The sequence below is a fragment of the Shimia fortis genome, assembly GCF_040225985.1.
Lineage (GTDB): Bacteria > Pseudomonadota > Alphaproteobacteria > Rhodobacterales > Rhodobacteraceae > Shimia.
This window is the reverse complement of the sequence record NZ_JBBPEU010000002.1, coordinates 364,056-377,276: the sequence shown is the minus strand read 5'-3', so window position 1 is coordinate 377,276 and position 13,221 is coordinate 364,056. Positions and strand designations below refer to the sequence as shown.

General features: G+C 61.0%; 12 protein-coding genes. 7 read left to right on the top strand and 5 right to left on the bottom strand.

Annotated elements, in window-relative coordinates; translation table 11 throughout:
- Positions 1-59: 59 nt before the first annotated feature.
- The 3 genes from WNE31_RS05135 to WNE31_RS05125 all read left to right on the top strand — a co-directional run bounded on the left by WNE31_RS05135 (position 60) and on the right by WNE31_RS05125 (position 4,125).
- The gene (locus tag WNE31_RS05135) at positions 60-1,811 is read left to right on the top strand and encodes a sensor histidine kinase (RefSeq protein WP_349978625.1); all 1,752 of its coding nucleotides are present in this window, start codon (positions 60-62) and stop codon (positions 1,809-1,811) included.
- Positions 1,808-3,037 carry a sigma-54-dependent transcriptional regulator gene (locus WNE31_RS05130; protein ID WP_349978624.1) on the top strand — a complete coding sequence of 410 codons (1,230 nt, stop codon included), beginning with the start codon at positions 1,808-1,810 and terminating at the stop codon, positions 3,035-3,037. Before WNE31_RS05135 ends, WNE31_RS05130 begins: the two co-directional genes overlap by 4 nt.
- A gap of 107 nt (positions 3,038-3,144) precedes the next feature.
- Complete coding sequence (locus WNE31_RS05125) at positions 3,145-4,125, top strand: hypothetical protein (protein ID WP_349978623.1); 981 nt, start codon at positions 3,145-3,147, stop codon at positions 4,123-4,125.
- Between the two features lie 9 nt (positions 4,126-4,134).
- Here WNE31_RS05125 and WNE31_RS05120 read toward each other — a convergent pair whose 3' ends face one another.
- Positions 4,135-5,229 carry a fatty acid desaturase gene (locus WNE31_RS05120; RefSeq protein ID WP_349978622.1) on the bottom strand — a complete coding sequence of 365 codons (1,095 nt, stop codon included), beginning with the start codon at positions 5,227-5,229 and terminating at the stop codon, positions 4,135-4,137.
- A 346-nt stretch (positions 5,230-5,575) separates the two neighbouring features.
- On the opposite strand from WNE31_RS05120, the gene WNE31_RS05115 reads away from it, so the two are divergent.
- The 3 genes from WNE31_RS05115 to WNE31_RS05105 all read left to right on the top strand — a co-directional run bounded on the left by WNE31_RS05115 (position 5,576) and on the right by WNE31_RS05105 (position 8,861).
- On the top strand, positions 5,576-6,580 hold the full coding sequence (locus tag WNE31_RS05115) for a DctP family TRAP transporter solute-binding subunit (RefSeq protein ID WP_349978621.1): 1,005 nt from the start codon (positions 5,576-5,578) through the stop codon (positions 6,578-6,580).
- Between the two features lie 206 nt (positions 6,581-6,786).
- Positions 6,787-7,452 (top strand): TRAP transporter small permease, encoded by a 666-nt coding sequence (locus WNE31_RS05110; RefSeq protein ID WP_349978620.1) that lies wholly within the window; start codon positions 6,787-6,789, stop codon positions 7,450-7,452.
- Positions 7,452-8,861, top strand: coding sequence for a TRAP transporter large permease (locus WNE31_RS05105; protein WP_349978619.1), 1,410 nt, complete (start codon positions 7,452-7,454; stop codon positions 8,859-8,861). Before WNE31_RS05110 ends, WNE31_RS05105 begins: the two co-directional genes overlap by 1 nt.
- Positions 8,862-9,020: 159 nt before the next feature.
- Here WNE31_RS05105 and tpiA read toward each other — a convergent pair whose 3' ends face one another.
- Positions 9,021-9,764 (bottom strand): triose-phosphate isomerase, encoded by a 744-nt coding sequence (tpiA, locus tag WNE31_RS05100; protein ID WP_349978618.1) that lies wholly within the window; start codon positions 9,762-9,764, stop codon positions 9,021-9,023.
- Positions 9,765-9,887: 123 nt separating this feature from the next.
- On the opposite strand from tpiA, the gene WNE31_RS05095 reads away from it, so the two are divergent.
- Positions 9,888-10,799, top strand: coding sequence for an isopenicillin N synthase family dioxygenase (locus WNE31_RS05095; RefSeq protein WP_349978617.1), 912 nt, complete (start codon positions 9,888-9,890; stop codon positions 10,797-10,799).
- A gap of 17 nt (positions 10,800-10,816) precedes the next feature.
- On the opposite strand, the gene WNE31_RS05090 is transcribed toward WNE31_RS05095, so the two are convergent.
- From WNE31_RS05090 to rimK, 3 genes are all read right to left on the bottom strand, one after another.
- Complete coding sequence (locus WNE31_RS05090) at positions 10,817-11,215, bottom strand: HesB/IscA family protein (RefSeq protein ID WP_349978616.1); 399 nt, start codon at positions 11,213-11,215, stop codon at positions 10,817-10,819.
- 41 nt (positions 11,216-11,256) lie between these two features.
- Positions 11,257-11,619: an SUF system Fe-S cluster assembly protein gene (locus tag WNE31_RS05085; RefSeq protein ID WP_349978615.1), complete on the bottom strand. Its 363-nt coding sequence runs from the start codon at positions 11,617-11,619 to the stop codon at positions 11,257-11,259.
- Positions 11,620-11,735: 116 nt separating this feature from the next.
- Complete coding sequence (rimK, locus tag WNE31_RS05080) at positions 11,736-13,148, bottom strand: 30S ribosomal protein S6--L-glutamate ligase (RefSeq protein WP_349978614.1); 1,413 nt, start codon at positions 13,146-13,148, stop codon at positions 11,736-11,738.
- Between the last annotated feature and the right edge of the window lie 73 nt (positions 13,149-13,221).

Genomic DNA, 13,221 nt, shown 5'->3' with positions numbered 1-13,221 from the left:
CCCGCCATTTTTCGCAAGCCGCTGGTCAAGGCAAGGGGGGGATTGATAGTCTGGCGGGCATGAGAACATGGATACGCCACAGGGGCGCGATTCTTCTGTTGTTTTTCCTGTCGCTTGCGGTGGTGACCGGAAGTGTCTGGCGCGTGGGCTACGGCCAGGCGCTGGACCAACTGGCCGAACGCGGCGAATCCGATCTGGCACTGGCGGCGGACCGGCTGACGGCGCAACTGCAAAGGTATCAGGAGCTTGCCGTTCTGATGTCCTCGCACCCGACCCTTGCCGGGGTACTGACAGGCGAAGCTTCCCGGTCCGAGGCCCGTGCCCTGTTGCAGGATGCCGCTGACAAGACGACGGCGGCAAACATGATCTATACCGACAGCAATGGCGCCATTCTGGCCACGGCCTTTCCAGTGGCGTCCGCAACATTGCGCGGTGCCCCCTATTTTGAACGCGCGCTTCATGGTGCGCTGGGCACCCATCACGGGCTGGACGCAGCAGGCAACCGGCTGTTCTATTTTGCCTCACCCAGTTTTGGCGCGGATGGGCGTGTCACCGGGGTTCTGACGGTCAGCGTTGATATCGCCTCGGTCGAGGAGAACTGGCGCGGTGACGGACCGGCGGTGTTCTTCGTGGATGAGGCCGGGCTTGTGTTCATTGCCAACCGGTCCGAGTTGATGTTCTGGCGTCGGGCTACGGCAGGGCGTGGGCTGGTGCCGCCACAGGGGGACGCGCCGCCGTTCCGGTCCTATGAAGAGGCGGGGCACGAGATCTGGCGTCTGGATTGGGGGCCCTATCTGCCCGAGCGCGGATTGCATCTGGTCAAGCCGCTACCGGTGATCTCAATGACTGCCGAGGCGGTCATTAACGCGGGGCCGGCCCGACGGTTGGCCGGATTGCAGGCCGCCGTTGTGGCGGTTCTGATATTTGCTTTCGGGCTTTTCCTGTATCAGGCGATGCAGCGTCGCCGTGTGCTGGCCGAGGCCAACGCCGTGCTTGAGGAACGGGTCGCGCTGCGTACCCGTGCCTTGTCGGAAACAAACGTGCAATTGCGTCGCGAGATTGCCGAACGACAAGAGGCAGAGGCCGCGCTGAAACAGGCGCAGGCCGATCTTGTGCAGGCGGGTAAGCTGAGCGCGCTGGGCCAGATGTCTGCCGGTATTAGCCACGAGTTGAACCAGCCCTTGATGGCTATTCAACAGTTTTCCGAAAATGGTGAACTGTTTCTGGAACGCGGGCGCACGGACGTGGCCGCCGACAACCTGTCGAAAATCTCAGCCCTGTCCAAACGTATGGCGCGGATCATACGAAACCTGCGTGCCTTTGCCCGCAACGAGAGTGAGCCTATGGGGCGGGTCGATATCGTTGCGGTGATCGAAACCGCATTGGAACTGACCGAGGCCCGACTGCGGCAGGACCGGATCACACTGGACTGGCAGGCCCCTGCGGGGCCGATCTGGGTGCGCGGCGGCGAGGTGCGTCTGGGACAGGTTCTGGTCAACCTCATCACCAATGCCGCCGACGCCATGGCCGAAAGCGACCCGCGGGTGATCCGACTCGAGGTTGCGCGCGGCAACCGCGTCACGATTTCGGTTACGGACAGCGGGCCGGGCATTCGCGAACCCGAAAAGATATTTGATCCCTTTTTCACGACCAAGGCGGTCGGCAGTTCCGAAGGCATGGGGCTGGGGCTTTCCATTTCTTACGGTCTGGTCCAAAGCTTTGGAGGCGAAATTCGCGGGGCCAACGCCCCCGGGGGCGGGGCGGTCTTTACCGTGGAGCTGGATGACTGGAGCGAGGAACAGGCGGCATGACGCGCAGGGTCTTGTTGGTAGATGATGACATCGCGGTGCGCGAGGCGCTGGGCCAGACGCTGGAACTGGCCGACCTCGAGGCGATCACGGCGGGATCTTTTGTCGAGGCCAAGGACCGTATCACGCCCGATTTTGACGGCATCATCGTGTCGGATATCCGGATGCCGGGGCGCGACGGGTTCCACCTGTTGACCTATACCCGCGCCATGGATGCCGATCTTCCGGTAATCCTGCTGACCGGCGAAGGGGATATCCCGATGGCGGTATCTGCTATGGGGCAGGGGGCGTTTGATTTCCTTGAAAAACCCTGTGCGCCCAAGGATCTGATCGCGGTGATCGAACGGGCGCTGAATACCCGCCGGTTGGTGCTTGAGAACCGGCGTCTGAAACTGCAATTGGAAACGGGTGACCCGGCGGCGCGGATGTTGTTCGGCACCTCGGATCTGGCGGAAGGTTTACGCGCGCGCGTGCGCAGCGTGGCTCGCACCCGCGCCGAGGTTCTGGTCACAGGTGCGCCCGGTGTCGGGATTTCCAAGGTGGCCGAGGTGGTGCATCTCTGCTCGCCGCTCAGCAAGGGGCCGTTCGGCAAACATGCGGCGGTTGGGATGGATGTGGCCCGTTTTGAGCAAGCCGTCGCACAGGCCAAGGGTGGCAGTCTGTTTCTTGACGAAATCACGGCGATGCCGATGGAAACCCAGTTCGCCTTGCTGGCCCTGATGGAACAGGGCGACCATCCGCGCCTGATTTTCGGCAGCACGGCCAATCTTTCCGATGCGGTGCAGAAGGGCGCGCTTCATGCCGATCTGTTCTATCGCCTTGACGCGATGCAGGTGCGTATTCCGTCCCTGTCCGAACGCCCAGAGGATATTCCGGTCCTGTTCCGCCACTATGTTGCCCAGGCGGCGGAACAGTCGGGGCTGACCGCACCAGAAATCGGCTCTGATCTTATGGCAGATCTGATGGCGCGGGACTGGCCCGGCAATGCACGCGCCCTGATGAGCGTGGCCATGCGGTTTGTTCTGGGCTTGCAGGACACCGACCATGACACGGTGGCGCCACTCGGGCTGGCTGAACAGATGGCACAGGTCGAACGGTCCCTGTTGCAAGAGGCGCTGCGCCGCGCCGGTGGCCGTGCCTCGGCCGCTGCCGAGGCGCTCAAACTGCCGCGCAAGACCTTTTACGACAAGCTGGCCAAGCACGGGTTGAAGCCCGAGGATTTCCGCTAGGGTCTTTGGCCGCGCAGCTTTTTACGCGTCCGCAATTTGTTGGCCGCAAAGTGGGCAAATTGGGGTATGATGGCAAAAAAGGATGCGCGAGCAGGAAAGGTCATCCGATGTTGTCGAAATTGTCCCGCCTCAGTGTCTTTGCCCTGATGTCTGCTGTGGTCATGGCCTTTCATCCGGCCAAGGCTGCCACGCAGACCCCGGCGGTTCCGGCATGGCTGGAGAAACACATCGGCACGGGAGAAGGGCAGATTGCGCCCGTGGTGTTGGAGAGGGCCCGCGCGCTTTATTACGAGAAACGGCGCAACGGGGATATCAAAAACGCCTGTTACCTCGCGATGGATGCCACGCGCCCCAGCACGCGGTCAAACGGGGCACCGTCGGGGCGGTTCTATTACATTTGTGAATCCAGCCGAGTGTTCCGGGCGGTGTCCTCCGGCTATGGCAACGGACGCAAGCTGCAAAAGGCGAAATTTTCAAACGGGCGGCAATGCGCACAACACTTTAGCAATGCCGAAGGGTCCAAGCTGACCATGGGCGGGGCTTATCTCACGGCTGAGTCCCGCACCTCGTTCAAAGGGTACTATACCGAGGCGGGCCGCAAGACACCGTTCTATCGCACGTTTCTACTGTTTGACGGGGAAGGGGAAACCAATAATGCCCGCGAACGCGCGATTGGCGGGCATGAAGCGGTTTTTCTGAGGTGGCAGTGCCGTATGAAGAAACCCGAAAGCCCCCACGCCGACAAAGAGGGGTTTGTCCCGTACGGGCGGCTGGTGAACTATACCGGTGGGCGCAGCAACGGCTGCACCACGTGGTCGCCAGAAGAATCGCGCGCGGTGCTGGCCCTGGTCGAGGGAAATCCGACATCGCTCTATATTTATCCCGAAGGGCGTGACATCAAGGCCGTGGCCAAATCCGCCCGCGGCGGGCGCTTGCCATCCAGTTCGGGTCTCTACTGGAACGCGTCGTGCCTGCAAGAGATCGGCGCCCCCAAGTTCTGGCCCAAGCGCAAACTCCAGCCGATCATCAATGAATGGCGGCGCTCTTTGCCCAAACAGCCGCCCATTGAACTGCCGATCTGCGACTGAGGGGCAGGATTACCTGGCCCATCCCTTTTCGCGCCCTTCGCAATGGGCACTTTGGTCATGTTCATGCAGTTTCAGGTCCCGGCTGGCGGTAAAGTCGCGCCGCACGTGATCCCACCAGCAGCCAAAATAGGATTTCTCGGCCTCTGCATGAAAAACCTCGGGCGCGCCGGTGTGCAGGGCGGACAGGCGGGTCCAGGGGACGTTGGGAAAGCTGTGATGCTCGTTGTGATAGCCGGTGTTGAACAACAGCCAGTTGATAGGTCCATAGGTTGACCTTGTGGGGTTGATGTCATCCGTGCCGGGGTGTTCGCTGAGTGACTGGCCAAGATTGGAGATGCCCATCTTGCCCAGAAAGAAAGACAGCGACCAGATGTGATACAAAAGCGCCCAAGGGCCCAGCAGCAGGAACAGGGTCAGGTTCGACAGGGCCGAAACAAGGATAAAGGGCGCCATGTCCGAGAGGCTTGGCGCGGTGCCGCCGAACCGTGGCACGGGGTCCTGCACGGGTCGGCCCGACGCCAATGCATAAAGGCGCGGCAGGATGTAATCGCCCAGCATGAACCCCAGCGGCAGGGAATGCAGGATCAGGGTCAGGATCGTCAGACCTCGTTGCAGCGCCGGATGGGTGCGCCGCACGTACTGGCGGGCCTGAAGGGCGCAGATGTCTTCGTGTTCGTAGTCACGCTCGTAATCGCCGACATAGGGGTGGTGGCTGGTCACGTGCTGGTGCTGATAGATCAGCTGTTTGCCATAGGATGTCAGGATGACCTCAAGCCCGAGGTCGAAGGCCAGCTTGGCCCTGTCGCCGCGAAACACCAGTTTGTGACAGGTTTCGTGTATCAGAGAGGCAGCCGAATGATAGACCAGTTGTCCGATCAGGAATGCGGTCAGCCCGACCACAAGGACTCCGCCATCGGAAACCAACCACGCCATGCCCCATTGCAAGGCCAGAAGCACCGGCAGCGCCAGCGCCGTGCGCGGCTCGGTGCCCGCGAGGGCGTGCAACTCTGGATGCGCGCGCAGGGCCTCTTTGCGCATTTCGTTGTGGCGCCGGGATTGTACCGAAATACCCTGTTTCGCCGATTTGGTCGGTTCCATGCTCATGCTGTGCCTCGCCAGTGAAGCCTGAACGGCAACTTAGCAGAGACCCGCGCCCTTTCCCAACAGGTTTGCGCAAAACGAGTCACGCTGCGTCACTTTGAAAATTTGTGCGAAAAACCGCACAGATGCAAAACCTGTTGTGTGAAAATCCGCACGTTACCTTTGGAGGGTCACGCAGGCGTGATGAGAAATGCCATCCAAAGCCATGAAAATAAACAGCTTTGCCTATTGCTGTGCAAAATTGAAACAAAAGCTTGAGCGGGTTTGCGCCGATTGTCACTGTTTTGTGGCACCGCCCGATCCGGGCGCAACCGACATAATTTTGGAATGAAAACCGGGAGGAGACCCAATGAAATTCCTGACCACCGCAGCCACCGCGCTGGCCCTGGCCGTCACCGCAGGCACCGCCGCACAGGCCGCCTGTGACGATGGCGAAATCGTTATCAAATTCAGCCATGTCACCAACACCGACAAGCACCCCAAAGGGATCGCCGCATCGCTTCTGGAACAGCGCGTGAATGACGAGATGAACGGCAAGGCTTGCATGGAAGTCTTCCCGAACTCGACCCTCTACAACGACAACAAAGTGCTTGAGGCGATGCTGCAAGGCGACGTTCAACTGGCCGCACCTTCGCTGTCGAAGTTCGAAAAATTTACCAAACAGTTCCGCATTTTCGACCTGCCTTTCATGTTCAAGGACGTGAACGCAGTCGATGCGTTCCAGGCATCAGACAACGGTCAGGCGCTTCTGGACTCGATGCAGCGCCGCGGCCTGCAGGGCCTGGCCTACTGGCACAACGGCATGAAGCAGATGTCGGCCAACAAACCGCTGGTTGATCCGTCGGATGCGAACGGTTTGAAATTCCGCGTACAATCGTCGGACGTTCTGGTCGCGCAAATGGAAGCCATCGGTGGCTCGCCCCAGAAAATGGCCTTCTCGGAAGTGTACGGCGCGCTGCAACAGGGCGTTGTGGACGGTCAGGAAAACACCTGGTCGAACATCTACGGCAAGAAGTTCTTCGAGGTGCAGGACGGCATCACCGAAACCAACCACGGCATCATCGACTATCTGGTCGTGACCTCGGTCGACTGGCTGGACAGCCTCGACGCGGACGTGCGTGACCAGTTCCTGACCATCCTGGCCGAGGTGACCGAGCTGCGCAACGCCGAGTCGACCGCGGTTAACAACGCCGCAAAACAGTCGATCGTGGACGCGGGCGGCACCATCCGCACCCTGACCGCAGAACAGCGCCAGAAATGGGTCGATACGATGAAGCCCGTCTGGGACAAGTTCGCCGATGACGTCGGACAGGAAAACATCGACGCGGCACAGGCCATCAACGCGTCCATGTAATCGCGCAGATGTGCCGGGGTCCGGCACATCTCACCTTTGGGCGGGCCAGCACATTTGGTCCGCCTTTTTTCAAGGTTCCGATGCGCGCGGGGGCAACATCCGCACATTGGAACATCCACAATAAAATGGGTTTCAGGCGCTTTTTGCTGTCGCTCCGGGTCGGAGGGCGGGGGAGGCGCATCTAGAAAACCCGGGGACGTGGGGACATGCAACAACCGCATAGCTTCGTCGACCGGATCGAGGAAACGCTGATTGCGATCCTCTTGGGCCTAATGACAGTGATCACTTTCGCCAATGTCATCGCCCGGTTCGGTTTCAATTCTAACATTCTCTGGGCGCTGGAACTGACCGTGTTCCTGTTCGGCTGGCTGGTGCTGCTGGGGGCGTCTTACGCCGTCAAGAAACACAGCCATCTTGGCGTGGATGCCGTGCTCAACATGGTGTCGAAACCAGTGGCGCGGGCCATGGGGCTTATTGCAGTCAGCGCCTGCATCCTGTTCTCGATCTTCATGGTCAAGGGCGCCTATGACTATTGGGCCGTGTTTGCCGACCTGCCGCCCACCTCTGGCCGCTGGTTCCCGACCGGCTTTGTCGACAAGTTCCGTTCGCAGTCTTTCTACGAAGTCCAGGACGTGCCGATGGTTGCGATCTTCGGCTTCCTCGAAGATCTGATCAACTACGGCGACAGTTACGAAAAACTGCCCAAGGTGGTGCCGTATCTGGTGTTGCCGGTGTCGATGCTGCTGTTGCTGTTCCGCTTTCTGCAAGCGGCCCTGCAGATCTGGCGCGGCGAAACCGACCGTCTGGTGGCGAGCCACGAGGTCGAAGATGAAATCGAAGAAGCCAAGGCGCTTCAAGGGGAGCATGACTGATGGAAGTAGCCCTTCTCTTTGCAATGGTGATCGGCCTTCTGCTGATCGGTGTTCCGATTGCCGTATCACTGGGTCTGTCGTCGATCCTGTTCCTGTTGTTCTTCTCGGACGCCACGCTGGCCTCGGTTGCGGGCACTTTGTTCGAGGCGTTCGAGGGCCACTATACCCTTCTGGCGATCCCGTTCTTCATCTTGGCGTCGTCCTTTATGACAACCGGGGGCGTGGCGCGCCGCATCATCCGGTTCTCGATTGCCTGTGTTGGCCACCTGCCGGGCGGTCTGGCGATTGCGGGCGTGTTTGCCTGTATGATGTTTGCGGCCCTGTCCGGGTCGTCGCCGGCCACCGTGGTGGCGATCGGATCGATCGTAATCGCAGGGATGCGCCAGGTAGGCTATTCCAAGGAATTCGCCGCCGGTGTGATCTGTAACGCGGGCACGCTGGGCATCCTGATCCCGCCCTCTATCGTGATGGTGGTCTATGCCGCCGCGGTTGAGGTATCGGTGGGCCGGATGTTCCTGGCCGGGGTGATCCCGGGCCTGATGGCAGGTCTGATGCTGATGGTCACGATCTATGTCATGGCCAAGGTCAAGAACCTGCCCAAGGGCGACTGGAAGGGCTGGGGCGAGGTCTTTGCCGCGGGCCGCGAGGCGGGCTGGGGCCTGTTCCTGATCGTCATCATCCTTGGCGGGATTTATGGCGGGATCTTTACCCCGACCGAAGCCGCCGCTGTGGCTGCCGTCTATTCCTTCCTGATCGCGTCCTTCATCTACAAGGATATGGGGCCGCTGGCCGGCGCTGCAGCCGGTGTTTCGGCGGGCAATCTCGAAGCGTCGACCGGTGAAAAGATCAGCCTGTTCAAGAAACCGCAGGCACTGATCACCGCGTTCTTCCACCCCGACACCAAGCACACGCTGTTCGAGGCGGGCAAGCTGACCGTGACCTTGCTGTTTGTGATCGCCAACGCACTGATCCTGAAGCATGTGCTGACCGAACAGCAGGTGCCGCAGCACATCGCCGGCGCGATGCTGTCGGCAGGCTTTGGTCCGGTGATGTTCCTGATCGTGGTGAACATCATCCTGCTCATCGGTGGTCAGTTCATGGAGCCCTCGGGCCTTCTGGTGATCGTCGCGCCGCTGGTGTTCCCGATCGCGATCGAGCTTGGCATCGACCCGATCCATCTGGGCATCATCATGGTGGTGAACATGGAAATCGGGATGATCACGCCACCGGTGGGGCTGAACCTGTTCGTGACCTCGGGCGTGGCCGGCATGCCGATGATGAGCGTCGTACGCGCCGCGCTGCCCTTCCTGGCTGTGCTGTTCGTCTTCCTGATCATGGTGACGTATATTCCCGCGATCTCGACCTTCCTGCCCAACACCTTCATGGGGCCGGAGATCATAACGAAGTAGCGGGTGTTACAGGCTGAAACTGGCGGCGCTCCGGAAAACCGGGGCGCCGTTTTCCTTTAGGAGGTTGTGACATGGTGCGCCCTGCGGGCGCGCAGGTTTAGCCGGCCCTATCGGGCCGGCGGGTTGCCTCCGGCGGGAGTATTTTTGCGAAGGTGAAGATCAGGCCGCGTCGAGCGCGTCGATGATGGCCTGAAAATCTGCGGCCTTGAGGCTTGCGCCACCGACAAGGGCGCCGTCCACGTTCGAGGTGGCGAAGATATCTGCGGCATTGTCGGGCTTGACCGAACCACCATATAGCAGACGCATGGCTTTGCCTTCGGTGGCGCCGAAGCGGGCGACAAGCTGGGCGCGCATGGCGTCGTGGACTTCGGCGATCTGGTCAAGGCTGGGCACGAGGCCGGTGCCGATGGCCCAGATCGGTTCATAGGCAATCACGGTGTTGGTACCCGTGGCACCGTCCGGGGTTGAAGCTTCAAGCTGCGCGGCGATCACGCTCAGGGTCTCTTCGGCTTCTCGCTGCGCGAGGCTTTCGCCCAGGCAGATGACAGCGGTCAGGCCCGCGGCCCATGCGGCCTCAGCCTTGGCGCGGATATCGGCGTCGGTTTCGTGATGGTCTGCACGGCGTTCCGAGTGGCCGACGATCACGGCCGTCGCCCCGGCATCGGCCAGCATCGCAGCCGAGACATCGCCGGTATGGGCGCCACTGGGCTGCGGGTGGCAATCCTGGCCTCCGATGGTGATCTCTCCGGCCACGTTCACCGCGCGGGCCAGCAGCGTGGCGGGCGGGCAGATCATGCGGTCCGTCTGGTGCGGGGCAGGGGCCTGTGCCAAGGTCTCAAGCTCGGCCAGAGAGGCCGCCAGCCCGTTCATTTTCCAGTTTCCTGCTGCCAGCTTGCGACGCATGGTCCACCCCTTGTTGATTGATCTGCGGCCCGTTTTGTGGCCAAAGCAAAGGCAGGTCAAGTGTGCCTTGCGTCGCGGCGCAAAGCTTGCCAGAAAGGCGCGCCCTGAAAGGAGACAGGTTCCATGGTCCCAAGACTGGATGCCCGAAAAATCGCCGCGCGTGATCCCGACACCATGGCGCGGCTGCGCCGTGGCGTGGAAGAGGCGGGGTTCCTGACCGTGGAGAACACGGCGCTGTCTCGCGCAGAGATCCTTGGGGTGATCGACGCCTATCGCAGGTTTTTTCGCCTGCCCGAGGACCGCAAGCAGGCGGTGAACATGGCCCGTACCGGTGCCAACCGTGGCTGGGGGGCGTCGGGGTCGGAACAGGTCGATCCGGATGCGAACCCCGATTACAAGCAGGTGTTTGATTGCGGCTTTGAACTGGCCGCCAATGATCCGCTGCGCGCACTGTCCCTGTCGGTCTATGCTGACAATCAATGGCCTGCGGACATGCCCGCCTTTCGCGACACGGTGCAGGCCTATTACGGGCAGGCCTGCACGGTGGCCATGACCGTGCTGCGCGGCATCGCCGCCGCCATTGGCCAGCCCGAGGACTATTTCGATGCGGCCTTTACCCGACCGATGGCGCTGTTGCGGGGGAATTATTATCCGCAGCGGCCTGATTGGGCCACGGATAAGGATTTCGGGATTGGGGCGCATACCGATTACGGCTGTGTGACCCTGCTGGCGACGGACGGAGTGCCGGGGCTTGAGGCGCAGGCGCGGGACGGCACATGGGTGTCGGTGCAGGCCGATCCGGGCGTATTCGTCATCAATTTCGGCGAGATGCTTGAAATGTGGACTGACGGTGCGGTGCGCGCCACCCCGCATCGCGTGAAAGGATCGTCGCAGGAACGGATTTCTGTGCCGCTGTTCTTCAACCCCAACCACGACACCAATGTGGGCCCGATCGGATCGGGTCGAGTCATTCTGGCCGGGGATCATCTGAAAAAGCGGTTCGACGAGACCTATCTGCACCTGAAGGCGGGATAGGGTCACGTTCGGCGAGGTCAGCTCAGTTTGGGCGGGCCATCGGCGGCCTGTTCGGCGCTCAGTTCCTCGACATCCTTGAACTTGATCGATTCCCCGCAGCCACAGGCATCCACCACGTTGGGGTTGTTGAACTTGAAACCGCTTTCCAGAAGCGACACTTCATAATCGATCTCGGTGCCGAAGAGGAACATCTGCGCCATTGGCGCGATCAGGATACGCGCGCCGTCCTGTTCCACAACCTCGTCATGGGGGTCAGCCTCGGTTACGTAATCCATCGTATATTCCATGCCTGCACAGCCGCCTTTCTTGACGCCGATGCGCAGGCCCGCGTGGCCATCTTTGGCCATCAGCTTGGCGATCTGCGCCGCAGCGGCGGGCGTCATTGTCAGTGCCTGTTTTCCTGGAATACCGAACATCTGTTATCTCCTGATCCGGTCAGTGGATCACAAAGGTCGTGTTACATGAAGCCCAATTCAAGGCGTGCTTCATCCGACATCATCTCCATGCCCCAAGGCGGCGACCACACCAGGGCCACCTCGACGTTGCGCACGCCGCCCACGCCCGAGACGGCCTCTTGCACCCAACCCGGCATTTCGCCGGCAACGGGACAGCCCGGCGCGGTCAGGGTCATGGTGATCATGACGTCATTCTCATCCGTGATCTCGATCGTGTAAATCAGGCCAAGATCATAGATATTCACGGGAATTTCCGGGTCGAACACGCTGCGGCAAGCCTCGACAATCGGTTCGTGCAGTGCGTGGTCGGTGCTCGACGGGGCGATCAGCGGTTCGCCCTCAACGGGATCTGGCGTGTGGGTCATGGTCGTTTCCTGCGTCATTGTCGAGAGATTATATAAGGATTGGTTCTGCCGAGGTCCAGTGGGGGAAGGCCCTCGGCTTTCACGGCCTTGTGAACAGGTCTTGTGGCTGTGTGACCTCAGCCTTCGGTCCGGGTGAGCTTGGTCTTGCGCACGGGTGCGGGGCGAATCCGTGTTTCGATCTGGTCATAAAGCGCACTGACAAGGTTCTTGCCCATCGCCTTTTCGATGCCTTCGAAGCCGGGGGACGAGTTCACCTCAAGGACTTTCGGGCCGGACTCAGAACGCAGCATGTCCACGCCAGCCATATGCAGCCCGAAGGCGCGTGTGGCGCGAATGGCGGTGTCGCGTTCTTCCTTGGTGATTTTCACCCTTTTGGCGGATCCGCCCAGATGCAGATTCGAACGGAAATCGCCATCCGCCCCGGTGCGCTTGATCGCACCCACAACTTTGCCGCCGATCACCATGCATCGGATATCTTCGCCCGCGGCCTCTTTGACGAAATGCTGTACGAGGAAGTTGGCCTTCAAGCCGCGAAAGGCGGTGATGACGGATTCGGCGGCCTTGCGGGTTTCGGCCAGAACCACGCCTTTGCCTTGCGTGCTTTCCAGCAGTTTCACGATCATCGGGGCGCCGCCCACGATGTCGATCAGGTTGGCGGTGTCCTTTGGCGACGCCGCAAAAGCGGTGGTCGGCATTCCGATCTTGTGTTGGGCCAAAATCTGGTGCGCGTGCAGCTTGTCTCGGCTGGCCGAAATGCCAGAGCTGCCATTGACGCAATAGGTGCCCAAAGTTTCGAACTGGCGCAACAGGGCGGTGCCATAGGGCGTGATCGACGCGCCGATCCGCGGGATCACGGCATCATAACGTGGCAGGCGCTTGCCGTCATAGTAGATATCCGGGGCCAGCGTATTGATCGACATATAGCAGCGCGTGGTGTCGATGACCTCGACGGTGTGGCCACGGCTTTCGCCTTCATCAACAAGGCGACGGGTCGAATAATTATCCTCGCGCGACAGAACAGCGATGCGAAGGGCGCGTTTGGGCGCGGCCTTGCGGATATGGGGCGAGGAATAGACCGAATAATCCAGTTCGGGCTGGCAGAACCGTTCGGCCGGAACCACGGCGACATCTTCGCCCAGGGCCTGACGCCCCAGCAGCATGTGCAGGGCCATGCCGCGCCGGTCGGTCAGGGTCAGCTCAACAGGCCAGCTTTTGCCGCCGATCGACAGAAGGCTTTCGATGACAAAGCGCATTTCGCTTTCGCCATTGGACGAGGTGATCTCGCGGCGGTCCTTGATCTCAGCCGAGCACGGGATGACCAGATCGTCATTGCCGGGGATCGGGTGCACAGTAAACCGCACGCGCGGTTTCCGCGCAGACCCGAAGGGTTCGATATCCGTGGCATGAAGGGAAGAGGTGCGCGCGCCCGTGTCGACCTTGGCCCGCATGGCCGGAAGGCCCAGATCGGGCAGGCTGATCCATTCTTCCCACCCGAGTTTGAGCGGCGATGAATTGGCGGACTGGGACATGGGCAGGGTTCCTTGACGGCTGCGACTCGCCCGCGTGCGGCGGGCGGTTCCCCCAACAATACCAAACCGCGCC